Source organism: Paenibacillus sp. PDC88, assembly GCF_900106725.1.
GTDB classification, from domain to species: Bacteria; Bacillota; Bacilli; order Paenibacillales; family Paenibacillaceae; genus Paenibacillus; species Paenibacillus shunpengii.
Genome location: NZ_FNNT01000010.1, coordinates 88,638 through 111,740, shown reverse-complemented (window position 1 = coordinate 111,740; position 23,103 = coordinate 88,638). Strand labels below are relative to the sequence as shown.

The following is a 23,103-nucleotide window of genomic DNA, read 5'->3' as shown; positions in this document are numbered from 1 at the left end:
ACAAAAGTGTTGTAAATAATTAGTAGATCTTCATTGAAGAAACAAGACCCTCATACTGTTCATTGATAATGATTAAATACCGATATTATCTGTATATAAATCTGGTTGTAACTACAAGACTTGAAGGGAGCTTTTCAGGGAATGAAAATAGATTTTGAGTTATGGATTGAGAAACAGCATCAAACGATTCCAGCTGCGGCCAAGGAAATTTTCGATGAAGCAATAATCTGTTATAAGGCCTCTGCAATCAGAGGGGCTTTTATACTATCCTATCTAGGGTTCATTACTATAGTTAGAGAACGTCTTTTATTATCTGGTCAGCCAAATCCTGAGCTTTTACCGGAAAAAGCAAGTTGGGAAAGTATCCAATCTAATTTACGAAAGCCTGAACAATGGGATTATCAAGTTAATAGTTTAATAGGAAAAAGAAGTGAGAAGAATGAAGCAAATGAGAAAACCATTTTTTTAATTCCTAAGACTGTAAAAAATGACGCTATATATTTTAGAGAGAAGCGAAATGATTGTGCACATGGAAAAGATATTATCAGTTATCCGCATGTGGAGAGCTTATGGCTGTTCATCCAGAATCATTCAGGAAAATTTATGGTTAATGGTGGGATAGAAGGTTTTACACAGCTAGTTAAAACTCATTTTGACCCATCAGAAAATGACCCGACATCTGACTTTACAGAGTTACTTCAACTTCTCCCAAATGTTGTTCATGTAGATGAAATTAAGACACTTTTTTCGAAACTATTTAATGTGGTGCCGATGAGATCCCAATCCCAGGATTACCACAAGAAATTCTGGATTTCTCTTCTAGAAAATGATGAAACTGTAAGGGGACATTTGTTAAGCTACCTTAGGGAAGAATGGGGGAAACTAGAGGGTTTCATTTTTGCATATCCCAAATTGATTCGATACTACAGTGACGATGATTCCACTTTACGCAAGATTTGGAATGTTATTATCCCATCAGTTAATCTGTATGAAGATAGAGTGGAAAGCCTATATGAGATGACAAACTGGTTAATATTGAATCAAAAGATTCCAAAAATTGAGTTGACAGAATTTTGGAAAAAATGGATCGATCAAGGAACGCTACGTTGGGTAGGGAATGATTTGTCACAAGAATTTGTTGCTCTCCTTCAGAGTTCTGGGTATTTTGCGACTTATAGAGATTACCTCTTGAACCAGAGCAATGCAGGTTTGAATTATTACTTTTGGTACGGTCAAGAGCAATTACTTCCGATCTACTTAAAACATGTCGATCTAGATCAAAAATTAGTTGAACATATCAATGCATTATTGTCTAATCTTAAATCTTCAGGTACATTTAAATCCCGAGTATCAGAAGAGTTAAAAGCTGACGGAGGAGCACGTCTAAAATTATTCAAAATGCATTGTAATGATTTAGGTGTCACATGTTATTATGGGAACGAACTCGATTGATGAAGAAGAAAGTTCTTGACTCTTACTAGGGGTATAGACAGACGATTTTATATAATCGTCTGTCTTTTTATGATCAGTTTTCTAGGTGAAGCAATTTAGATGATAAGTAGTTCAGGAAGGAATCTTAAAAAAAGTAACAGCAGAATAAGTCCAATAAGTAAAAGGAATACCTTTTTATAAACCCAAGTTACTATCCTTGTTTTATTCTCGTTTACAATTAAAAATTTTAGTTCGTTATCTATTAATGGGAAAATACCCTTCTCCAATTCTTTCAACGCCCTCTTTTCCGTCAATGCTTCATCACGACCATAATATAGATAATAAGATGTTCCAGAAGCAAAGCATAACAAGGTGTAACTGTTAAATATGAAGTCTATTAAATTAGTTGAATCTATCATCAATAGATTTCGTATTATCATAAATACTGAGAAGACAGGTAGACCCAGCAACGTAAACTTCATCAATTTTTCAAGACATAAGAGCAGTTTAAGATTAGTAACGTTCTCATTATAATTTAAAACATGGGATGCTTCGTGAGCTGCTACAATTAACTCCTCTTCTTTTCTTTCGTATGATTCCAACTGTATCTCTGTATTACCCTGCCTGTTGAAATTACATCTGCTAATCTTGCTATTTAGTGTCACAGTATAGCTGTAAAAATTGTTGTTCCTCAATATAGTATCAACAACTCGCTTGGCATTCATAAATCTTTTCCCCTCATATAGAAATTTTTTTATCTAACCTAAATATAACTAATTTTTTTATTTTCTCCTTTTTTTCGGCATGAAAATTTTAAAAATAAACCTCAACTTAAAAAAGCCGCCAATTGGCGGCTTCTTGAGATATATTTCTATTTATACACAATAGCTTCCAAGAGCAGACATTCTTAATGCAAGATTGCTTCAGTTTGCTGCTCTGATTCATTACGAACCCAAACAGCCTCATAGCTCAGCGTAAAGCCAGCATCTACAGAAGCCGCCATCAAAGCAACAAGGAAGGTTGTCCCCATTGCTCTAGCTGCTTCCGGAGGTACCGCATTTCCTATATACTCCCGAGCCTTTGCATCACTGCAGCCAACAAGCTGGAAAGGCATACCATTAGGCAAATGAGCAGGGAAAGATTGCAACATCGCTAATTCGTAAGTCGTAAGTGGACGATGCCAAGTACCGTCTTCAGCAATGATGAGGTAAACCCCTCGATCCTGATCTGCAGGAAGTGTTCCATCCTTTGTACCGTTTAGAACATTGGAAGGTGCAGCATTCCTTGGGTCAGAGAAAGCCAAGGCACCGCTACCGAATCGAGTTCCGGTCACACACGGAGAAGGCTCATCATGTCTAACAACTTGATACACCCCAGGGTGTCTCCCCTTCCGTTCTTTAAGACGAGGATCATTTACGCAAATAGCTCCATTATTCGGCCCTACAGCGCCTGTCACCGTTTGGGAAGCCTCATCCCATTGAGACATACGGTAAATGGAACGATGCGTACTTCCTTCGTTTAGACCCATTCGAGGATCTGATACGGCTGAAGCTCCATTGCTCCTGCCAGGCCCAGCTCCTCCTGTGATTGTTCTAGAAACACTGTTCCAATCTTCAACTGCCCAAGCCCCTCGTCTAGGCTCGTGTTGCACTCTATAGTTCCACCAATCGAGCTTATTTAGATCTCTCCAATCTCCGCCGGCAGGAATCAGCGCAAGACGCATCCACGTCTTCCACTCAAGTTTAGGAAGCCGATGAAGTGGTCCTGCTGCGACTGTATCACCTGGAAACGGTAAATCTTTGATAACATCTCCAATTTTTTTTAACGGCCTGCGTGGAGGCTGATAGACAAAATTTTTCACAAGCTTTTCTTGTCTGGAGATTAAGAGATATCTTTTTCTCCGTTCCGCCAGACCACCTAACTCCCCACAATCGTGAGTATTATCGCTGGTAATATAGCCAAATGACTGCAATAGCTTTTTGATTCGATCAAGAATCTGCTTTCCTCTGGTCATAATGCGAGGTACATTCTCAAGCAAGATGAGCGCTGGAAGATGTCCACCGTACTCGAGACAAGCTTTAAGCGCTATTTCTAGACCACGGATTGTTAGCATGTTGAGAGCCTGATACTTCTTTGTTTTTGCTGATTTTTCAGGCAGCAGACCCGAAAAACCCTTGCATGGAGGAGATGTAAAAATTACATCAGGTACTTCCCAACCAAATGCGTCCCATAGATCACCAGGCGTGGCCTCATGCCAATGATTCGGCGGTTCTTCTCCGTGAAAATCTATGTACTGTTCTCTTGAAAACAAATCCATACATACGGCCTTACTACCTGTAATCAGCTCATAGTTTTGACAAACAACCGGGTTAGCATCAATGCTGCATAGTGTTCGAAAACTTCCGACGTATCCCATATATTCTGCTCGTGCCTGAGCGAAACCAAGAGAGCCGCCGCCTGCTCCGCCAAATAGATGAGCTACCGTATGTTCCGTCTTAACTTCAGGTTTGATTGCAAATACCACTATGTTATTCCTCCTGCTCCTCCCTTCTGCACAGGGAGGATTGATGTTTCCCTGTGCAGAGGGTGTAAAAGCATTTAGAATCTGCTGCTATAATGCTGTTCTTTATTAGAAGAATGAAATCTGTCCTGACATAGTAGGTGAATAGTTCATAAACAGATACTCGGTTTCTGTCCTACGTTTTTGGCCTTCTGATGCTTTCACAACAGAACCAACCTTCGCTTCTAAGGTCACGTAATTCCAATCTTTATAAAGCTCAAGCACAAGCGGGTCACCATAATAGGTAACAAGGCACTTCCCCTCTATATGCTTAAGCATCTCAGCTAGTTCCACATGATCCTCTTGCCGGAAACCACCTTTGTAGCAGTTCTCACGGCCAACATAAGGAGGATCGATAAAAAAGAACACATCTGGTCCATCATAACGTATTATGATTTCTCGGTAGTCTAAGCATTCAATCATGACATTGCGGAAGCGTTTCTCAAAAGAGTCCAACTTGAGTATCGATGACTGGTAATCTGAAGCGCAATTCTTTACTTTTCCAGCACGCCAGCCGCTCGGTTGATTAGGCATAGGAATGATGCTTTGTCTGAGCAGATAGAAGTATCGAACGGCGCGTTCATATGGGTCCTCCGGCATTTCTTCACGAAGCCAGGTCTCATATAAAAAACGGCTCGTTGGCAAAGAGGCTAGGTCTTCTATCAGTTGCTCCTTTTGCTGCCGCAGCATCATATAAAAATTGATAAGATCTCCGTCTTTATCATTAAACACCTCAACTTTACTGGGCTCACGGGCAATCGTCATATTGGCAGCCCCGCCGAATAAATCAACCCAGCAATGATGGTCAGGTAGGTAAGGAATAATTGAATGCGCAAGTTTTGCCTTACCTCCGAAGTATCGTAGACCCGTCTGTACAACATTGTTTTTCAGTGCCATCTTCCATCTCTCCTATTATCCGAAATCGGTTGTATCGATTCGGAAATAGGCAGGACTCTATCTGTCCTCTTACGGATCCTCGATTAGAGAAACGTAAGTGCTACTTATCCCAATAGGGAGCTCGCAGAAGGGGGCTACAATGAACCGCATAACGGAAATAAATCCGTTCCTTCATTCACACCTGAGTTTAGAGAGTATGGAGTTGCCTACTTTTATTTGTCATTTCTTTTACTCCTTTATTACTAAGTACTCTTTTTCATTTGTATTCGGTGACGCCTCAATAACAGCTGTCTCGAAATACAAGGTTGAACCAGCAAAATCTTCCCCAAGAATCTCCTCAGCATCTTCTCCTGCTTCAGTACGCATAACATATTCAGAATAGGGAATATTCGTCCAAATTTGAAAGTCTGCAGCTGCTCGTTCTACTGCAGTAGGACCCATATATGGAGTGATCTGCTGAATAACATCCTGAAACATTTTTACTGAGATAATGACTTGAGTACTCAAATCTATTTCTCTCACTGTGCCCTTCTCCTCTTTCTCGTTACAATCTAGATTCCCATATCCAGCAAGTGTTCCCTCGTAATCGATTAACATAATGGTATTGTAAACCTCAGTGGACCAATCATGAATTTCATCAAGGGTAACCGTCTCAAGCTGTAATGGATCATTCAGATTCAGCTCTAATGTATTGAGAAATTGAATATCAAACCAGAAAGATTGCGATTCTTTAAATTCCCCGCCTAAGTAAGTTACAAACAACTTATCCTGGATGCGATAAATATCCGTGACAAAGTTGGAATACTGATAATCAGCTTCTAGACGATAAACGAAATTCTCCAGCATTTCATGCCAATACAGAGAGGCTTCTGAAAAGTCCAAAACCGTTACAGTACCTTTTTCGTTACATATTGGGCAGTTTTTTGCCCCTTCACACTCGCAGTTCAGCTCTGTTAGAGAAATATCAGAATTACACTTGATCACATCTATCACTCTCTTTCCTATGTCTTTTTATCTACTCATCATTTAAGAAGCGCTATCTGCATACGCTGCAGTGCAGCAAAGATGCTGTATTCGGCCATTAAAGCGTAGTTATGCTTGATCAAGTACAACCTAAGCTTTGCTACACTCTGACCGAATCTGCTCTTTATTTCTTCAAAATGAGCATGTCCATGAAGTTCAGCAAGGGATTGAACATTCAGCAGGAACTTATTAAATTCCCCTGCAATATCTTCTTTCTCCATTACGTTGTTGAATGCTTCATATGCCTTTTTCGCGTCCTTTTTCTTTTGGCGGTAGCTGCCAAGTAATTTTTTAAGCTCTTCTATGTTGGCTTCAATTCCGTATAGGTGTGCCTTATTTTCGAATTGATCGATTAAATGGCTTGCCTCTTGTGGCGACTGGAATTGAATTAACGAAGATACGACCATCTTTTCTCTTTCAATCTCTTTCAGTCGGATTTGGGTAAGCTCGTTCTCAATTAACTCCGCGTACCATGTAGGCTTTGCTCCAAGAGGAACTCCGTCACCGTATACTCGGTATTCGATTCCCTTTTCGTCAAACAGACGTTTTAAGGGGTCTGATATGGTCTTACCGGTATGGATTTCTACGAAGGGAAGCGGGTGAATTTGTTGAATAAAAGCCAATACCTTTTCTGCAAAAGCAGTACATTCATCCTTTCGTGGGTGCCATTTTCGAACAGGGTACGGGTCAATAATCTCCTGGTACCCAATGATCCGCTGCCCAAATACACTAAGAAAGAAGATGTTGTCCTCCGAAAAATTACGTACCTCCATGTAACGAATGATGTTGTTTACCCAACGGCTGCGGGATCCTTGGTAGAATCGATAAGCAGGCATTGGACTATCTTGCCGGGTAGATGACTCTGTAATCAATGCAATACGATTCACAACAAACACTCCTTGTTTCTTTATTCCTCCTGGCTCGACGATAGATTCAGGCTCCAAGCCCTTTTTGGTCCCATTGGATGTCGGTCTTGCCGGCTGCGGGATTTGCTATGCCAGCTTCCTCCTGGAGTCACTCCAATAAATTGAAATCCTACCCCTCGAAGTGAGCCTCCATCTTCCTCCTCCAACGTATAGGTAATGAGCATTTGATAGCCCATCTCTTTTGCTATACGTGCAGCCGATGCATATAACTTACTGCATGCATTTTTATAAGCACTGTGGACGCATAAGCGGGTAACTTCAATTGTCTTTCTGTTATCTCTTAAGCGAGACACAGGCCGACCGGCTATCAAGACTCCAATTAATTCCCTTCCATTACTGAGACCGAGTGCAAACTTCATACCCTGCGGGGCAGGATGATGACGATGATGCTTGTTTACAAAGTCGCATGCTTCCCTAAAAGTCACTGGCACAGGAACGGACTCAAACTTTTTATAATCGGGATAGTAAAGCTCCATATACCGGATTGCTTGTTTACGACTACGAGAAGAGTCCCATAATACATGGAATCCTTCGTTCATCATCTCCCAGCGCAGTGAATGAGAGCTTCCCAATTCCTCAACTGATAGCACGATGTATCGCTCTAACTCATTGTTCGCGAACACCCAATAGAACTGATCAGTTATGGGACCTGCAGAGACCATAATCCTCATTCCTCCTTTTTTGCACAAAAAAAGGAGACGCAAAAAAAGCGTACGTCTCCCGTACACCTTAGCGTCTCCTTAAAAGCACAAATATTTATAAAACAGCTGAAGCTGCATGACCCATCCTCGCCGAAATTGACGGCAAGAAAAATAAGAATGTTATTAAACAATATGCTAATTATATAGTAACGAAAAGCTGAAAGTAAAGCTATGCAATAGTAACGATTACATATTACACCTTACTTTTTTCTATTTTTGAATCAATTCTTTTCCTCAAGCAATCATTGCTTCTTTTTCTCATCTAGCCTTTTTATCATTTCTTCTCTTTTCTTCTGATTTTCTTTCGTAATCTCGTCCTGTGACTTAAACTTTACCTTTTTAGGTTTCATATTGAAAGGGATAACTTTTCGATTTTGCATGGTCACTGATCACCACCTGTAAGTTCTCTAGCAATCAGTGTTTCCGACCTACTAAAAGTTATTCAATCTATGAAAATAAAAGATGAAAGGAGTGCACCTTCCTCCCCCTTTCCAAACTCCCAAATAAAAGAGACCCTAGCATAGGCTAGGGTCAGATTATTGTTATTTATAAGAAGGTTTTGATTCATTCGAAGCCGCAGCTTCTTGCTGGGCAGCTTTTATTTCATCGAGAACCCGTAAAACTTCCTCGCGATGGATGCGGTTTTTTTCTACAATTTCTCTCTGAGATACAAAATTAATTTTCTTTGGCTCTTTGGCTTTCGGCAATACCATCTGGGATTCCCTCCTTGTCTACATTCTCCTGCTTTTGTAGTAAAAGACAAAACGCATGTACGAGACGATATATATCTCGTATCTCTATAGTATCATTTGATAGAGTTAGACTCAATGCTTTACCGTTTGAATCATCGAAATGGAAGCTCCAAATCCATGTTTCCCCGTATACTTTCATTCTATAAGCAGTTACTGTTCGGCCTGGGAAAGGATTATTATACGAAAGCCCATCTTCCTCTTCGGGTAACATCGCAACATATACCGCGGCATATTTTCTAGCATTGTCTTCGGTGAGTGGGATGACATCTGGGCTTGCACCAGTTGTACCTTTATCATGCAATTTACGGATCTGGCCATCTTCGACACGATAGATTGTATATGCACTAACAAAGTCTAACTCATAGTAATTCATACAATCATTTACATACCTATACAGCGACTTATTAATATCTTTAACCAAATCTACCAAGTATCCAACGGCTTTTTCGTATCTTATAACTTCCTTCTGCAGGTAATCACGTGTATCTCTATATTGATCCTTTTCAGACTGCATAGATTCAACATGCCATCTGGCGTAATCAATAACCTTATTCAGGTCAGCTCCGTTGTTCGGGTTAAGGATCGGAGTAATAAAGTGATAAAGACCTTCGAATGTAGGGCCGTTTTTCTCCAGAAAAGGTTTCCATAGTTTATATTCTGACGGTCTCTTAGCTTTAAATGCTCCTACATGAAAATGAGGATTTCCCATTGTGGCCATTTTACCTGTATGTAAAAAAACAAGTAGACCATATACTCCTAATACTACGACTAGTATAAGAACAGTGATGAGCCATATCGGTGCGGAACTAATTACTCCTCCGACAATGACTAGGATTGGACCAATAACTGGGAGTGTGCTCCACCCGATTTTTCCAAGCGTACTAGCGGTTTTTAATATACTCCTAAATGATTTTACCGGCCCAAGGAAAGCTACCTTTATCCAATCTTGCGGGTCTTGTGTTCTCGATTCTCGCAGGATCGGATCAAAGGTTGATTTTAAATCCCCAATAAAACTGTGATAATTAAATTTTGTGTCCTCGTGCGACATCTTGTCACCACTCATTCTTTTATTTTACGAATGCTTGTCCACTTTATTTTAGCGGGAGGTTAGCTAGGTGGCAATAAATCTATATTGATTTGAATATCGGTATAGCGATCCTCCAAGCTAGAAAGCATCCGGACATTAAACCCTAGTGCATCTCTCGAATTCATCCAAGCAGGCACCCTGACAGTTCCTTGAAATGACAACAAGTTTCTAAAAATGCGGCCATTTAGCCAGGACGAAGCATCCGCTGAAAACCATGGATATCTGAGCAGGAGTTCAGTGGATCCCAGGCCAAGAGCATGAAAGTTAGCTGTATCATTAAACCGTTTAAAAATCTCATCAAACAGCTGCACACGTCTTTTAGGTCCAACAAAGACCGATCCCCCAATGGCTATTACCTCATATCCTTGATCAACATAATCCTGCAGGACCTCGAGCGAATTTTGCACATGGTATACCGGGATAGGCTTATGTCCAACAACCTGCTCCAAATAAAGGGTGTTTGATTTTGTAGTTTCGGGGTCTGCAATTTTATCTATTGTCAAGTATTGATAGATGATATCCCTGTGCTGCTTTACGAAGCTGGCATATTCATCAATATCAATCGGCTTTAATATTTTCCCCTTCTTTTTTGCTTCATGAAGGGTTTTCTCCCCAGGATCAAGCAGGACACATTTATAATCAAATCCAAGCTCTCGAAGGTTTTGCTTCCATGTGGCTGCCGTGTCTGATCGCACAGTTAAATAATTGATCAAGACGAATAACCCACCATTACTTTTTACTATCCTCACGTCCTGCTTTCCCTTACTGATACCTGAAAAAATGTAACGTAATCCTTTAAGGGAGAGGCGTACGCCGGTTGGTGTGCGACGCACCTTGCATATATCGACCATAATGATCCGGATAAGCGCAGCCATAGCGCTGGAGAATTTCTGAATCCGCATCAATTCCTTTAAAGTAATCACTCTACGGTGGAAGAGAATGGCTAGAGCCTTTATTAATAAAACTCTAGGAATGCGATTCGCTTTGTTTCCACTGGATGTCTTAATATACACGTATTTCTCAGTTACACGCTCAATTGTATTTTCTTTTCCTGTAACCGTATATATTTTGTAGCCGGGTCTTCCGTATTTTCGGAAGAACTGCCGCTCTTTTACTTCTGCTTTCTGTGTGAAATGTATCGTGGACATGATGCACCTCCTATGGAAGAACACGGTTAACGGGATAAAAAAACCGTTGTACCGGTTCCTTGTCTAAAGATGCTGCAGCATGCTTAATTACAATACAAGCATTACACAGTGCCTGCTGTAGTGTTTTGCCTACACCGATGTAAGCATCTTTAAAATAAACCATCCAAAACAAACCTGATGCGGATCCGCATGGTTGAATCGATATTTGATCAGGAATAAGAAAGGACTCAAATAAGTTATAAGCAGTTCTCAGGCAAACTGATGGCTGAAATTCTTCAAAGGGTACTACCTTTTCCTCATAAACATAACAGCCGACGTGTTTCCCCCTGCCAATGGTCCATCCCATAATTTCTGTTGCAATGTAGCGATCCTGGTCATCTGGAGACAGCTTGCTCCATCTTCTTAGCAATGGCTCAAGATTTAGCCGTGCTTGCCGCAATTTATCCGCTGTTAATTGAGTTAATACTTCATCTTTTGAATGATTAATCATTATTTGCCCTTAAAATTGCTGGAGGGAGTCCTCCAGCAATCGCAGGTCTCCCTCCTTTTAACGAGCAAAGTTCATCCTAGCTCATAGTTTATATTCCCTAAGGAATGGTAGGCTTCCACTTCACATGTCTTTAATATCAGTCAATCCTCATCAGGAAAAAGAATAGTAATTACCGGTTCCAGGTTATCCCCGGGACCACAAATTGCTTTAACTGATACATATCTATCAACTCCATCAAAAGTGGCTATGAATTTAAAATGTACGATCGATCCATTTTGGTTGGATATTGCTATGCGAAACATCCACAAGCAATCCCAAAGTCTCCCTTTCTCGCTCTCGCCGTTATTAATAGCGGTTTGATCAGGAACAATCATTGAATCCCAAACATTTCGTTTCATATGAACTGGATACTTTATACCTACCTCTTTAGCAAGATGGCTCACATCAACTAGAAATCCATCAGCTAACGCATTGGCACGGGAATACGTATCAATCACTTTTGCATTTTCGAATATACTCATTTTTTAAATCCTCCAATTATTGTATTTAATTTATTTATGATGGAAAAAAGGGAAGAGCGATTAAGCCCCTCCCTTTTTATGTAAGAAAAGAGCTGATCCGCCTTAAATCGGGATCTCTTAAGACTCTTCCATCAAACAATACTTCCTTTATTGCTTGCTTCTTTAAGAATAGGAAGTCTGCCTTTCTCCTTCATGCTGTAATATTTATCTTCACCAATGATTATATGGTCCAGTACATCAATACCTATGATTACGCCGGCTTCCACCATTCTTTCAGTAAGGCTGATGTCCTCTATGCTAGGTTCAGGATTACCACTTGGATGGTTATGAGCGAAAATAACACTCGCTGCACCTTTTCGAATTGCCCCTTTAAATACTTCTCTTGGATGTACTAAAGTTGCATTCAAAGATCCGATAGATACCGTCTCACGACCAATCACTCGGTTCTTAGTGTTAAGATAAAGGGTAACGAAATGTTCACGATCCAAATATTTAAGATCTTGAACGGCATATCTCGCATCTACAGGAGATCGAATGATGACCTCTTCAGTAGCAACAGAAGTATTCATGCGCTTTGCCAACTCAAAGATCGACATCAACTGGAAACTCTGTTTCTCGTTCAGATCGAAAAGAACCGATAATTCAAACTCGGATAAGGTTCCGAGATATGGCAGCCCATTCTGCAGGATATCATCTACTACAGCAGAGATGGATCGGCTTTTCACGATCGGCTCAAGGATAACTATCAGTAAATCCTTAACTGAGAGCCGACTTACGTCACAACTATGAAAATAGACGCTTCTGGCTTCTTTAACAGCGGATTGGTTTAAGACCGAATACGACATTTCTATTACTCCTCCCTTATTAGCGTGACAAAAGTTTTCCAATGACGGTATACTTTTTTAGCTGCTTCCTGCGGTTATAAATCCGTTGAAGTCTCATAAGGTTTACTTTGTTATTCATATATATCTGCCCTTACCGCAACTGAGGACAAGAGCCCTCACCATTGTTGCGGCAGAGGGGCTCCCTCCTCACATTAATTGAGTTTTTATTTATTGCCTCCGGCGGGTAACGCAGCTAAGCGTTCCCAAAATGCTTCTCTTTATCCTACGTTCAGGTCAAAAGTGATTTGATCATCTGGACGCTGATGTCCAAGCAAATTATGCTTAAGCTCATCGATCCATAGTGAAAAACGATTATGTGGAATGGGTAGCCGAATATCGCTGTTCCTAGCCTCAAAATGATAGTGACCTAGGATTGGATAGAAAGATAATCGGATCTGCTTTTCCGCCTTGACCCAAATTGTAGGGACATTTTCCTTGTAGCCAAATAACGGAGGCTTAAAGTCATTGGTATCTACTTTGACCTGAAGCCAGTTGACCGTTATGTTGACGTGGCTGTTGACTGTAAAAAACCAATCATTCAACAGACGTTCCAATGGACCCTTATCAACGACTCCCTTAGCGCTTACCCACCGAATCCAGAAATAAGACCTCTCTGGATTATTCATTCGCACACGCGCTTCAATTTCAAGCTTGTGTAAACCGACGGAACGGTACCAAATATTTTTCTTACTTGGTGTGAATCCTGCAAGCTTTAAAATGGGGAGAACAGCATCGATAGGTGCTTCTGCATGCCACTTAAATGCAATACTTAGTAGCTGCATAACTCACGCTCCTATCCTGAAGCCTTCATAGACGATAGTGCCTAATGGAAGTACTCCACAATATTTACGTCCTGCAGCTAGGATGACGACGTTCTCAACACTCATACCCTGCTCTTGCAGCTGCTCATTGATCAGTGAAGACCATACATGAAGTTCACCAGGAGATAAGGTCATCACATTCACAGGAACTATTCCTCGAGTGGAAAAAGGAACAATACCTTCACCTGTGAGAGAATAAACAATCTCTCCAATGCGGGATGCCTTATTTATGAGCTCATCGATACGTGTTTCAAAGCCACCAAGATTCATAAGCAGGCAGATGGGTTTACGACTGAATTTTCGCATATATATTACTCCTCTCTATAGCGCATGGGTTTGAACAAGGTAAGTACCTAGCTGCAGGGGCACATTATGCTTTGCAAAGAGCTCTAGAAGTGTGTGCTCATAGACATCTGCCTCGTTTTCAGGTACTTCCTTCCCACGATTGCCAACAATCACTTTTATGGGATTGGATTTCACAACATCAAAGAAGATGCAAGCGTCGCTACCATTCTTATCAACGATCGCTACCCCACCACAAATTAGGCTCCGGTTAAGCTGAATCGAAACCTTTTTTATCATTTTTATTGCCTCCTTAGGGCACAAAAAAAAGAGCGCTCATGTCGCTCTCTTTATGGCCATCCTTATTTTGCGTTACGCAATCGAAGTTAACTTTGCGTTGAGTCTTCGTGTCAGATCAGCCAAAGTCACTTCTACGGTGCCGTATACCTTAAGTTGATTGAGGAGTTGGGTGTATTGCTCAATCTTCTTCATGAATTGAACATCCTCATCTCCAATGTTTGTCACGACTAACAGTCCTCCATCAAACCTGCGCTCGCAATTATTCATATCTATTCCTCCCATTTTTTTGGATCGTTACCCGAAAACTAAGTGATCAATTATCAGACAAAGACCGATAATATAACTCATGAGTAGCAGAACTTTCGTCTTATCCGTGTTTTTATGTGGCAAAAGGATCAGTCCTTCCAATAGTTTTTTATAGTCCATAGAAAATAAAAAAAGCCCCAACAAGAATCACGTTTTTTAACGTAAAACTCTACTTGGGACTTCTCTTTTTATAACTCCTGGTTAAGTACTGATATGCGGTCTAATAAAATCCATTGGCGTGAAATGCTCTTTGAGCTTGGCCAACGATACCGTCACATCACCAACAATTCCATTCTTTTCGAGCAGCATCTTATAACCTTCCATAATAACTCCATCAGGAATTTGCGTTAGTACCTCACATTCGCATTTTCTTGCAGGAACATCGGAAACAATTAAAGTGCCACCTTCAAATACTTGGGTTTTGGTGGTTATCATATTTACGTACTCCCCTTTGCAACGGTCACAATGAGTCGTCATGCACAACGCCTCCTTCTAACCTTATTGTATCACGGAACTCCGTTTCTCCAAAAAATTTCAGCTCATTAAAAATTCTCGATATACGGAAGATGGCGTTTTCCAGGAGGGTAACAAGTAACCACCTTGAAATGCTTGCTTGTGAGCAATCCAACTACAATAATGAACCAATTTCCCTGAAGATCTTTGCCGAGAACTAAACGGCTAGGGGTAACTAGTCCCATGGAGCGAGATTCCCTTATCCGATTATCTTCACTTGAATATCCTTCAATTATTTTTCCGTTAAAAATGGCTACGGCGATATCGATTTGAGTATATGTACGATCCTCGTACTCTTCATTGTCAAGGCGATCATTTAAGTAATGATCGGCAATTTCAATGATGAAGCCGTCAACGCCCCCATTCACCGCTTTCCGGAAACACTCTAACTCGTAGGACCAATTTTCCTTACGGTAATCCACGTCTTTATTACCCCCTTTTCTCTGAGATAGATGAAAATAAAAAAGCCCTGAACGCAAAAATAAAAGCACACCTGAATAGGGCCTGCTCCATCCTTTTGCATCAAGGCAATTATTTATCGTTGTCGAATATGAACAACATGCTCCTCTCTTCGCTGAAATATAGCAGCAAAGAAAAATAATTCATTTAATAGTAATACAATGATTATAGTCTAATTATGGAAAATGGGCAATAGAAAGGCCTTCAATCGACCCATCTATTACCCCAGTATTAATTGTTATGCTTCCCCAAGCGGTTAAATAAACTTTTTGCAGGAAAATAGAATACTAATTGCTAAACAACTCGTAAATAGAACGGTACTTTGGATCAGTTTCTTTCCGATCAAGGTTCAATTTTTCCCATAGATCAAGGATAGCAGTCTCCTCACCATGAAGAGTTCTAACGTTCAGCAATTGTATGAGTAACTGATGAAGCGGCTCATCGGCAGATAATCCTCGATGCATCTGGAAGAAGACATCCTCATGTCGATACAGTATCAACTGTGCAAATTCAACTTGCTTCTCCGGTGATATCTTTTCTGGCATCAGGATACTTTGAAAAAGGGATACATCATCGCATTGCATTCCAGCCATATGAAACCATTCTTTTAAGCCGGTGAAAGTGATTTCTAAATTAAGCATAAAGTATGTTTCGGTTTGTAACTGTTCAACTAATTGTACATTCATTAGTATGTCCCCCTTACGTACTGAATGTTAGAGATATAAAGTTCCTCATCGGTACCACTGGAAAGAGTTACTGCAATAGCTGCAGGAAGTTCCTTAACAAATAGATTAGGTCCTTCAGTCTCCCCGTAACCTCCATTGTTCACCACGTTATTATAATTAACTGAATTAATGATTGGTTTATTAAAAGTCGGATCGATTAGATCGGATTTAGTAACCGTTTGACTAGTTTGTGTTTTACCGGTTTTGGAGTCTGTAACAGTTGACGTTGATCGGTATACCTGCTTTGCATAGTTACCATAAAATTGCTGGATGCCGAATACGAGAGTTACAGTACCATCAGTATTTACACTCCCTCCGCTGCTTCCACCGCTTCCTACACTTCCTCCCCCACTACCGAATGGTACATCATTGAAAGGCTGTCCAGTTGCGGGATCAATTCCTCCGTTGGCATCGAGGGAGACGAGATTCTGACTTCTCATAATGCTCTTAAGCTTATTTGCATATTGGCTATCTGTAGCATATCCTGCCCGTTGTAATTCATTTGCGAAGGCATAGGGATTATCCTGGGCTAAAGCAAAACGATAGCGAGGGTTTTCTAAAAGAAAAGCTGAATGATCTGCAAATGATTGCTCTACACTAGAGTAGGCACGGAACGTACCAACGATCGTGACAATGTTACCACCATATTCTTCTTTAGTTGGAGATGAACAAGTAGGACCTTTCCACCCTTTGGATGCTTTGATACCAAAAACGTTATTACATACGCTTCGTTGACCATACCCTGATTCGAGCGCAGCTTGTGCAAGAGTGACACTTGCAGGTACCCCGCTTCTGCGTTCTTCTTCCATGGCAGCGGCAGCATACTCAATAAAGAAGGGATGAGTTAGTGAACCTAGATTTGGTGGAACTGAAACTTCAGGTACGTCTTCTGAAGTTTCAGTTCCCTCCCCAGTTGTTGAGCTGGACGCGCCAGTCTGAACATTTCGTGTCGTTACAGTTCCCATATTGCTAAATGGAGGTGCAGCAGATTCCATATAGACTCCGCTTAAATAGAGCATCTTATTTGAAAAATAATCATAATCTCCATCTTCTTTAGAAAATTTCACCTTATCGAAATACTTAAAAGCTTCTTTACTAGCAGTATCCGTTGCCTTAGACATGAGCATTATGAAAGGAGTAGGGTCAACTGGCTCTTCCCCTTCAGGAATCCACTCATAATGAAGATGAGGACCTGTAGACTTACCAGTGTTCCCCGATAGTCCAATGATTTCCCCTCGACGAACCAATTGACCTGGCTCGACGAATGCTTCACTCAAATGAAGGTATCTTGTGGTGGATGAAAGCTCAGGATCAGAACTTTTAACCGAGACGTATATACCGGCATTTGAATTACTTTCCGTTGGGTTTGTAGACGGATAACTCACGGTTGTTACAACACCATCGAATGAGCTGATGATTGGAGTGCCTACGGGTATACCGAAATCAATTCCTTTATGGAAAGCTTTCGTTCCAAACACAGGGTCAGTTCGCTCCCCAAACTCACTGGTTATGATCTTATCCAGATCACGATAGTAAATTTGAGGAGGTAATACCCTTTCAGATACAAATGCAGAAGAAGCAACGACTGTTGTGGACGAAACTAGCGCTGCGATTAGAAAGAAGAACATGAAGATTCCAGCCAGCACTGAAGTTACGATCCAAAAGACAGGGTTTTTCAATAACGATGTTGATACTTTATTGAGCAGTCGCTTTATCGCTTCATTTTTGATTCGTTGCTTAAGATTTTCCTTATTCAAACCACCTTGCAATGCTTCACCAATAATAGCTTTCTTGTCTAGCAAAATAGTACGCCCCCTTACTACTCAAGCTGTTTTAGGACCCTGGTTTGTTTTCTACCGCTTTGCGCTTTATTTGCCACTGTTTTCTCAATGTTACGATTGGCAGAAGAAACTTCAGCGCGATGCAGCTGACCGCGGGCCTTTTTCATGATTTCAAGGGACGCTTTCATATCATCTAGTCCACCTGTTACTTCACCAGTTACCTTATTCCTCAAATTCATGACCACTTCGGATTTTGCATTAGTATCAATTTCAAGCCGCATGTCTTGAAGGTCATCCGTAGTGATGCTGTTTTTGAGGTTGGCACGTGAAGCTTCAATCTTGTTCTTAAGATCCGGATTACTAAATTTAACATTGTTAATGGTTAGTTTAGGATCGGTCACAGGAGTTGCTGTAACAGACATAGGAACGTTAAATTGAGTTGCGATATTCTTACCCTTAACATTGTTCGTAGTCATCTTGGGATCAGGAACGGATGGTAAAGTTACAGGAGCTGCAAGAGCTGCAGGAGCCGACAATATTGATGCTGGTACAGATTTAGTAGTATTAAAGCTGCCTGCACTATACTTATTTCCTCTAGAACCGAACTGAGCCGTTGGTAGAGGAGGCATATTTTTCATAATAGTAGCAGGATTCTTTAAAGGATTTAGCTGAATTTTAGGTACTTCAGATATTCCACCATTTTGTACGGCTACCCTTCGGAATGAGTCATTAGCTTTTAGTAGCCGCTCCTTCTGTGCTCCATACTCAGGCATTGATTGGAAATGAGTAGCAACGGCAATCCTACTTTTTCTTGATAGCATCGTAGTGTTTACTTTGTTGGTGTTGCTGAGCCCTGCTTCCTTAAATCGACCATCCATTTTCTTTACAAAGTTAGAGTGTCTGATTGGTTCACCCGTCTCGATGGAGGTATCAACAGCTTGCTTATATTCTGTTTTGTACCTTTGGAACAATTGGACCATTACAAAATCATCCACTGCAGTTTCGAGTTTACGATTCCGATTGAGTGTTTTGGCCCTGTCGAGTTGGTTTATAGCCTGTTTTGGTCGATTCACCATGAAGGAACTCGCTTCTCGGATTGCATTCTCATTTGAATACAATGTAGATGCAACCTCTTGATCATTCATGTTGTCATTCACGCCCTGCATAAGAATCGCGTTACGCATATCTCCACCATCAGTTTTGACAGACGACAATCTGTTCTTCTCTTCTTTCCATTCTTTGTCCAACCCACGAAAAGGATTTTTACTGCCATTCCGAAGATTCTCATTTACTTTCTGAACAAAAGGAGAATATTGTGCCTCTGCTCCAGATTCATTAGAAATTTGTTCGGCAGCTTGTTTCTCTCGCTGGTAACGCAGGACCATACTTGCTGTAGTAGCATCGTTAATGTTGGTGCCGGCAGTACTGAGAGAAGACGGAGTAAATGTACTAGGAACTCCTTCATGCTCTTTTCGGTTAAACATGCTACTGATTTTACCAGCAGTACTGTGATACAAGGTTCTCGTTGCACCACGCTGTAATGTATCTACAACAGTGGATTTGGCACGTTCCGGCATTGGAATATGTCCTGCTGCTTTGCTGAAAACTTGTCCAATCTCGTTACGATATTTGAATATAACAACAACTACAATTGCCTCTACTATCATTGCGGTAAACCAGCCTGCTCCTGCTGAATAGACAACATCAAAGGATAGATGTCCAAATACTAGGGATAGACTTAAGAAAAACATGACAAAGGCGGTCATTACACAAAGACCTATTAATTTGATGAATTGTTGCTTCATAGAGTTGAACCCAGCTTCTCTACCTGGAAGCAGCGTTGCAAGTAACGTTACGGCCATAACAGCTGCATGAATTAGCAGTTTCAAACGATAGAATATAGAAAGGATAGCCCAGAAGATAAATAACCCTAGTGTAAAAATGGAGAATGCATAGTAACACACAAGTATTAGCATCTGTTCATATGGTCTTTCTCGCCCAATGTCGGGATACTTGCTTAGTGCCTTCTGTAAAACTGCTTCTCGTTCATCTGAAAATGGTGCTGTTGAAAGAACTTCGTTAAAAAGTTGAGGGTCCTTTTTTTGAACGTCTGGATCATCAAACTGAAGCATGGTGTAGGGTCGAACTACTAGCTCATTCCATACTTGTTCTGAGATCGTTCCTACACCATTGTTAGGATCAGTATTAAGACCAGTTGTTTTGGCGAGCATGGAGTACATCATCCCCCCCACCTCGTTGCCGATCCCATTAAAAGACTTAATAATGGTGCCTGCGTTTGAAATAAAACCGAGACATATGACAAGAGCCATTACGAAGCCTAATGCGGATTGATATCCATCCATGTATCTTCCTCGAAGCATATTAAACAAGATATAAAGAACGGTAATGGAAGCAAAAATCCCTAAGAGACTCCCCCATAGACCGTTACCTAAGAGACCGTTATTCACCCCTGCGACACTTTGAATAATATCCTCAGCAGCATCGATCAATTGATCCATAAAGGAAAATGTAAATGCTTGATGAGATAAAAAGGTGAATAAACGAGTGATTTGAACTAGGACAAGAAAAAAGAAACTTAGTACATGATCATAAACCCTGATTATACCGTCCGAAGCTTTCTGACCTATTTGCCAGAATGATCGCTCTGGGATCAGTGTTTGAAATGAATAGTTGGTTGCTCCATACTTGTTATATATCCCTTCTTTGTTGTTGTCAGAAGGAATCATTTCATCGATGGAGGATGCTTCTACTACTGTAGGAAGTATCAAGACTAGGAGAAATGATACTATTACACCTAGTAATACAAGAGACTTCCTTATTTTCACTCCTCGCTTAATCATGGTCGGGGTCTTCTCCATCAAGCTCCCCTCCTACATCACCTGCAGCAGCATACTGCTCATAGTGTTCTTGGAATTTCTCAAGTATTGTATACTCGGTTTCCTCTCTTGTATCTGAACTATCCTCTTCAGGTGGTCTAGTATCAAAACAATCAAAGAGACGTTGAAATACAACATCTACTGTAAGTACACCATTTCGGCCGTAAATATCCTGCATGAGACATTGCCCATTATCAAGATTCTTAATTAGATCAATATTTTCTTGAGTGTGCTCCAATCCAAAGTAGGAAAGCGTACTTTTGATCTTGGCTGTGTCTGAGTCCCTAAACGCAAACTTCATTCCAATGTTACCAGCAAGGTCACCAGCTACATCTGTAGGGTTTTGAGTCGCAATTCCAAGTCCGCCATTTAGAGAGCGCCCCGTACGAATTACACGATCGGCCATTTCCTTCCCGATTTGAGTTCGCAGGATCGCCCATGCCTCATCCATTTCGGCAAGTGTAAAGACCGAGCGATCAAAATAAATGAAGGTATCCATGAATCGACCAATTGAATACATCGTGGCTACAGACATTTTCTCAACCAAGGAGTAGTTCCCGGGAGGCTTTTCTACAGGAGGCATTTTAAGATTCTGAACCTGTAAAATGTTCATCGCATAGTTTAAGTCGATTGTTTTTTGTTCCCCGTTACCAAAAAGCAACTTGGCAAATGATAAGTTACTGAAACTGTCGAGTACTTCAGCTACCACAGCAGCCGGTTGTCTAGTCTCACCCATTTGTCGCAGGACATCAATACATTTTTTTAAGTAAGGTTTCGGTTCGGAAGCTACTCTTGTGACCGCTTGAGATATGTAACTGTACTCTACCCGATCACTCTGTACAGATGCTAAGTATGATAAAATGTCCATCGCTGCTTCTTTAGCATCTTCAATATTTTGTAGCATCACAAAAGGATCGAGCTTCCCTTGATCCTCATGAGAAGCAGATAAGGTAGCCACTTGAATTTGTCCTTTTAGCTCAGGCAGCATATCCGGCCAATGAGAACGTTCACCCTTAGGGTCGAATATTAGAGTTTTTCCTCCGCATACTGCGTTAATATATCCTAACAAGTTTAGCAGGACGGATTTACCGCCTCCGAGTGTTCCGCTTATGGTAAAAGACGGTGATCTATTGATTTGGCTAGCGTGCCTAAGATCAACAAATACAGGTTGTTGTAATGACCCCGTTGTGCCTATATAGACCCCAATGTTATCTCCTAACTGTTGAGTTGCCCCAAACATTCCGGAAGCCAATGTTTCAGGAGGAATTCTTTGAATATAGTCTGAAACATAGCGGGGGGATCCAGGGATAAAATCATTAAAGAGTAACCATTGATCACCTGCAGGTAATTCAACATGTATGTTTCCGAAATCTCTGAAATGATCCTGCAATATCTTGGCATTACTTTTTAAGAGGTTAATATCCGTATGGTACAGCCCAAAGGTAATATGTGTAATGAAGGTTTGGTTCTTTCTTTTCTTATACTCGTCTTCGAGCAGTAATGCCCTTTCTTGCTTTTCAGCAAGTTCAAGAGGTACGGTTGCACCAGCTTCATGCACGTTCTTTACCTGGTTGTCGATGTCAGTTTTTTTCTTTGCTAGTTTCTTAATTGCTTCAGGTGCTTCTATCACTTCCACTTTAATGCTCATTTGAACTGGAAATGGCAATGTAGCTGCACTGTAAAGCCACTCACTTCCCGGCATATCCATATTATCTGGAAGTTCAGAAACGGTAAGATATGTATGGTAGATGTAATCGTCCTGGCCTTCATGGGGCTGATTAATCTGCAATCTACGAGGATGCGATCCATCAATTTCAGCCTCAGTCAAAGTGATAATCTGTCTTGAGTCATATAAGAATGTATCAAGACCGCCGCGGTTTCCTTTTCTTTTCTTTGGAGTCCATGGTTTGTCTTTCGTCGAACGGAGAACTGGATCCGATATCCCCCACCAGAAGTTACGCTTGATTAGCCACTCTGTTGTTGCAGGAGTTCCTCGTTTTACTTTGATTCTGCGGGAAATACGATCGTATATTTGCCGCTCCTTTACCATATAAGCCTGGTATTCATGTTCGAAAATTTCTGGTTCATTAAGACCTGAAATATGCTCAATAAAACGTTTAGGATGAAGAATCATTTTCTTCATTTCGGTATATACGTTCTCTATTTGTTCTACCAGATCCTTATCATCACTCTTGGGGATGTATACAACAACATAGGGACGATATTCCGCATTATTGGATCCATCCGATGTGTTGTATGCTTCGCCTAGATAATCCTCCATTCCGGAGATATACCTGTTCCCCCAACTTTTAAGCGGTCCAGTATTTCGTTGTCTAAGCTTTTCATGGTGCTTAGCAATGTCATGGGCTTTAGGTAACCATAGGATTTGGAATTGGTCCGTTAACATGCTTAGGAAAGAGGTTTGGGCAATCAGACGATCTATTTTTTGTTGGTCACTCTGATGGTCATATATGAAAGGATCTAGCTCATATACGGCCCACACCTGCTTGTTATGATTAAATATTAAGTTTCCTTCAAAGTAAGCAATAGGGAACTCAACGTTTATTTTATTTGGTCGCTTAGTCACTTCCACACCCAT

23 protein-coding genes are annotated in these 23,103 nt (G+C 40.9%); 1 reads left to right on the top strand and 22 read right to left on the bottom strand.

Annotation, left to right across the window (positions count from 1 at the left end; all coding sequences use genetic code 11):
- The first annotated feature begins 141 nt into the window (after positions 1–141).
- Entirely contained in the window at positions 142–1,452 is a 1,311-nt protein-coding gene (locus BLW49_RS23750; protein WP_090727301.1) for a hypothetical protein, read from the top strand.
- 95 nt (positions 1,453–1,547) lie between these two features.
- On the opposite strand, the gene BLW49_RS23745 is transcribed toward BLW49_RS23750, so the two are convergent.
- The 22 genes from BLW49_RS23745 to BLW49_RS23645 all read right to left on the bottom strand — a co-directional run bounded on the left by BLW49_RS23745 (position 1,548) and on the right by BLW49_RS23645 (position 23,103).
- On the bottom strand, positions 1,548–2,156 hold the full coding sequence (locus tag BLW49_RS23745) for a hypothetical protein (RefSeq protein WP_090727300.1): 609 nt from the start codon (positions 2,154–2,156) through the stop codon (positions 1,548–1,550).
- Positions 2,157–2,338: 182 nt separating this feature from the next.
- On the bottom strand, positions 2,339–3,955 hold the full coding sequence (locus BLW49_RS23740) for a DNA cytosine methyltransferase (RefSeq protein WP_256209927.1): 1,617 nt from the start codon (positions 3,953–3,955) through the stop codon (positions 2,339–2,341).
- A 105-nt stretch (positions 3,956–4,060) separates the two neighbouring features.
- Entirely contained in the window at positions 4,061–4,888 is an 828-nt protein-coding gene (locus BLW49_RS23735; protein ID WP_090727296.1) for a DNA adenine methylase, read from the bottom strand.
- 228 nt (positions 4,889–5,116) lie between these two features.
- On the bottom strand, positions 5,117–5,881 hold the full coding sequence (locus BLW49_RS23730; RefSeq protein WP_143042155.1) for a hypothetical protein: 765 nt from the start codon (positions 5,879–5,881) through the stop codon (positions 5,117–5,119).
- A gap of 29 nt (positions 5,882–5,910) precedes the next feature.
- Positions 5,911–6,798, bottom strand: coding sequence for a DUF6884 domain-containing protein (locus BLW49_RS23725; RefSeq protein WP_143042154.1), 888 nt, complete (start codon positions 6,796–6,798; stop codon positions 5,911–5,913).
- 20 nt (positions 6,799–6,818) lie between these two features.
- Positions 6,819–7,499: an XF1762 family protein gene (locus BLW49_RS23720; protein ID WP_256209926.1), complete on the bottom strand. Its 681-nt coding sequence runs from the start codon at positions 7,497–7,499 to the stop codon at positions 6,819–6,821.
- Between the two features lie 581 nt (positions 7,500–8,080).
- The gene (locus BLW49_RS28935; protein ID WP_175537566.1) at positions 8,081–8,251 is read right to left on the bottom strand and encodes a hypothetical protein; all 171 of its coding nucleotides are present in this window, start codon (positions 8,249–8,251) and stop codon (positions 8,081–8,083) included.
- Positions 8,214–9,338: a hypothetical protein gene (locus tag BLW49_RS23715; RefSeq protein WP_090727290.1), complete on the bottom strand. Its 1,125-nt coding sequence runs from the start codon at positions 9,336–9,338 to the stop codon at positions 8,214–8,216. The genes BLW49_RS28935 and BLW49_RS23715 overlap by 38 nt, the downstream gene beginning before the upstream one ends.
- A gap of 59 nt (positions 9,339–9,397) precedes the next feature.
- A complete protein-coding gene (locus tag BLW49_RS23710) occupies positions 9,398–10,525 on the bottom strand; it encodes a hypothetical protein (protein ID WP_090727289.1) in 1,128 nt (375 codons plus the stop codon).
- 10 nt (positions 10,526–10,535) lie between these two features.
- Positions 10,536–11,015 carry a BC1872 family protein gene (locus tag BLW49_RS23705; protein WP_090727288.1) on the bottom strand — a complete coding sequence of 160 codons (480 nt, stop codon included), beginning with the start codon at positions 11,013–11,015 and terminating at the stop codon, positions 10,536–10,538.
- A 140-nt stretch (positions 11,016–11,155) separates the two neighbouring features.
- Positions 11,156–11,536 carry a DUF6573 family protein gene (locus BLW49_RS23700; protein WP_090727286.1) on the bottom strand — a complete coding sequence of 127 codons (381 nt, stop codon included), beginning with the start codon at positions 11,534–11,536 and terminating at the stop codon, positions 11,156–11,158.
- A gap of 131 nt (positions 11,537–11,667) precedes the next feature.
- Positions 11,668–12,381: a RadC family protein gene (radC, locus tag BLW49_RS23695; RefSeq protein WP_090727285.1), complete on the bottom strand. Its 714-nt coding sequence runs from the start codon at positions 12,379–12,381 to the stop codon at positions 11,668–11,670.
- A 257-nt stretch (positions 12,382–12,638) separates the two neighbouring features.
- Positions 12,639–13,202 carry a hypothetical protein gene (locus BLW49_RS23690; RefSeq protein WP_090727284.1) on the bottom strand — a complete coding sequence of 188 codons (564 nt, stop codon included), beginning with the start codon at positions 13,200–13,202 and terminating at the stop codon, positions 12,639–12,641.
- Between the two features lie 3 nt (positions 13,203–13,205).
- On the bottom strand, positions 13,206–13,547 hold the full coding sequence (locus BLW49_RS23685) for a hypothetical protein (RefSeq protein WP_090727282.1): 342 nt from the start codon (positions 13,545–13,547) through the stop codon (positions 13,206–13,208).
- Between the two features lie 15 nt (positions 13,548–13,562).
- Entirely contained in the window at positions 13,563–13,823 is a 261-nt protein-coding gene (locus BLW49_RS23680; RefSeq protein ID WP_256209925.1) for a hypothetical protein, read from the bottom strand.
- A gap of 72 nt (positions 13,824–13,895) precedes the next feature.
- Positions 13,896–14,090, bottom strand: a complete 195-nt coding sequence (locus BLW49_RS23675) for a hypothetical protein (protein WP_090727280.1) — start codon at positions 14,088–14,090, stop codon at positions 13,896–13,898.
- Between the two features lie 240 nt (positions 14,091–14,330).
- A complete protein-coding gene (locus BLW49_RS23670) occupies positions 14,331–14,564 on the bottom strand; it encodes a hypothetical protein (protein WP_249436061.1) in 234 nt (77 codons plus the stop codon).
- Between the two features lie 107 nt (positions 14,565–14,671).
- Positions 14,672–15,064, bottom strand: a complete 393-nt coding sequence (locus tag BLW49_RS23665) for a DUF4258 domain-containing protein (RefSeq protein WP_090727277.1) — start codon at positions 15,062–15,064, stop codon at positions 14,672–14,674.
- 324 nt (positions 15,065–15,388) lie between these two features.
- Positions 15,389–15,787, bottom strand: coding sequence for a hypothetical protein (locus tag BLW49_RS23660; protein WP_090727275.1), 399 nt, complete (start codon positions 15,785–15,787; stop codon positions 15,389–15,391).
- On the bottom strand, positions 15,787–17,628 hold the full coding sequence (locus BLW49_RS23655) for a glucosaminidase domain-containing protein (RefSeq protein WP_256209924.1): 1,842 nt from the start codon (positions 17,626–17,628) through the stop codon (positions 15,787–15,789). Before BLW49_RS23655 ends, BLW49_RS23660 begins: the two co-directional genes overlap by 1 nt.
- Before the next feature lie 17 nt (positions 17,629–17,645).
- Positions 17,646–20,486 (bottom strand): CD3337/EF1877 family mobilome membrane protein, encoded by a 2,841-nt coding sequence (locus BLW49_RS23650; protein WP_256209923.1) that lies wholly within the window; start codon positions 20,484–20,486, stop codon positions 17,646–17,648.
- Complete coding sequence (locus BLW49_RS23645; RefSeq protein ID WP_090727274.1) at positions 20,461–23,103, bottom strand: ATP-binding protein; 2,643 nt, start codon at positions 23,101–23,103, stop codon at positions 20,461–20,463. Before BLW49_RS23645 ends, BLW49_RS23650 begins: the two co-directional genes overlap by 26 nt.

Bases quoted from the DNA above. Each gene is read 5' to 3' on its own strand.
- BLW49_RS28935 (WP_175537566.1), bottom strand. From the start codon at position 8,251: ATGGTATTGCCGAAAGCCAAAGAGCCAAAGAAAATTAATTTTGTATCT.
- radC (WP_090727285.1), bottom strand. From the start codon at position 12,381: ATGTCGTATTCGGTCTTAAACCAATCCGCTGTTAAAGAAGCCAGAAGC.
- BLW49_RS23680 (WP_256209925.1), bottom strand. From the start codon at position 13,823: ATGATAAAAAAGGTTTCGATTCAGCTTAACCGGAGCCTAATTTGTGGT.
- BLW49_RS23705 (WP_090727288.1), bottom strand. From the start codon at position 11,015: ATGATTAATCATTCAAAAGATGAAGTATTAACTCAATTAACAGCGGAT.
- BLW49_RS23690 (WP_090727284.1), bottom strand. From the start codon at position 13,202: ATGCAGCTACTAAGTATTGCATTTAAGTGGCATGCAGAAGCACCTATC.
- BLW49_RS23750 (WP_090727301.1), top strand. From the start codon at position 142: ATGAAAATAGATTTTGAGTTATGGATTGAGAAACAGCATCAAACGATT.
- BLW49_RS23675 (WP_090727280.1), bottom strand. From the start codon at position 14,090: ATGAATAATTGCGAGCGCAGGTTTGATGGAGGACTGTTAGTCGTGACA.
- BLW49_RS23700 (WP_090727286.1), bottom strand. From the start codon at position 11,536: ATGAGTATATTCGAAAATGCAAAAGTGATTGATACGTATTCCCGTGCC.
- BLW49_RS23650 (WP_256209923.1), bottom strand. From the start codon at position 20,486: ATGGAGAAGACCCCGACCATGATTAAGCGAGGAGTGAAAATAAGGAAG.
- BLW49_RS23685 (WP_090727282.1), bottom strand. From the start codon at position 13,547: ATGCGAAAATTCAGTCGTAAACCCATCTGCCTGCTTATGAATCTTGGT.
- BLW49_RS23720 (WP_256209926.1), bottom strand. From the start codon at position 7,499: ATGGTCTCTGCAGGTCCCATAACTGATCAGTTCTATTGGGTGTTCGCG.
- BLW49_RS23735 (WP_090727296.1), bottom strand. From the start codon at position 4,888: ATGGCACTGAAAAACAATGTTGTACAGACGGGTCTACGATACTTCGGA.
- BLW49_RS23745 (WP_090727300.1), bottom strand. From the start codon at position 2,156: ATGAATGCCAAGCGAGTTGTTGATACTATATTGAGGAACAACAATTTT.
- BLW49_RS23660 (WP_090727275.1), bottom strand. From the start codon at position 15,787: ATGAATGTACAATTAGTTGAACAGTTACAAACCGAAACATACTTTATG.
- BLW49_RS23710 (WP_090727289.1), bottom strand. From the start codon at position 10,525: ATGTCCACGATACATTTCACACAGAAAGCAGAAGTAAAAGAGCGGCAG.
- BLW49_RS23670 (WP_249436061.1), bottom strand. From the start codon at position 14,564: ATGATAACCACCAAAACCCAAGTATTTGAAGGTGGCACTTTAATTGTT.
- BLW49_RS23645 (WP_090727274.1), bottom strand. From the start codon at position 23,103: ATGGGTGTGGAAGTGACTAAGCGACCAAATAAAATAAACGTTGAGTTC.
- BLW49_RS23715 (WP_090727290.1), bottom strand. From the start codon at position 9,338: ATGTCGCACGAGGACACAAAATTTAATTATCACAGTTTTATTGGGGAT.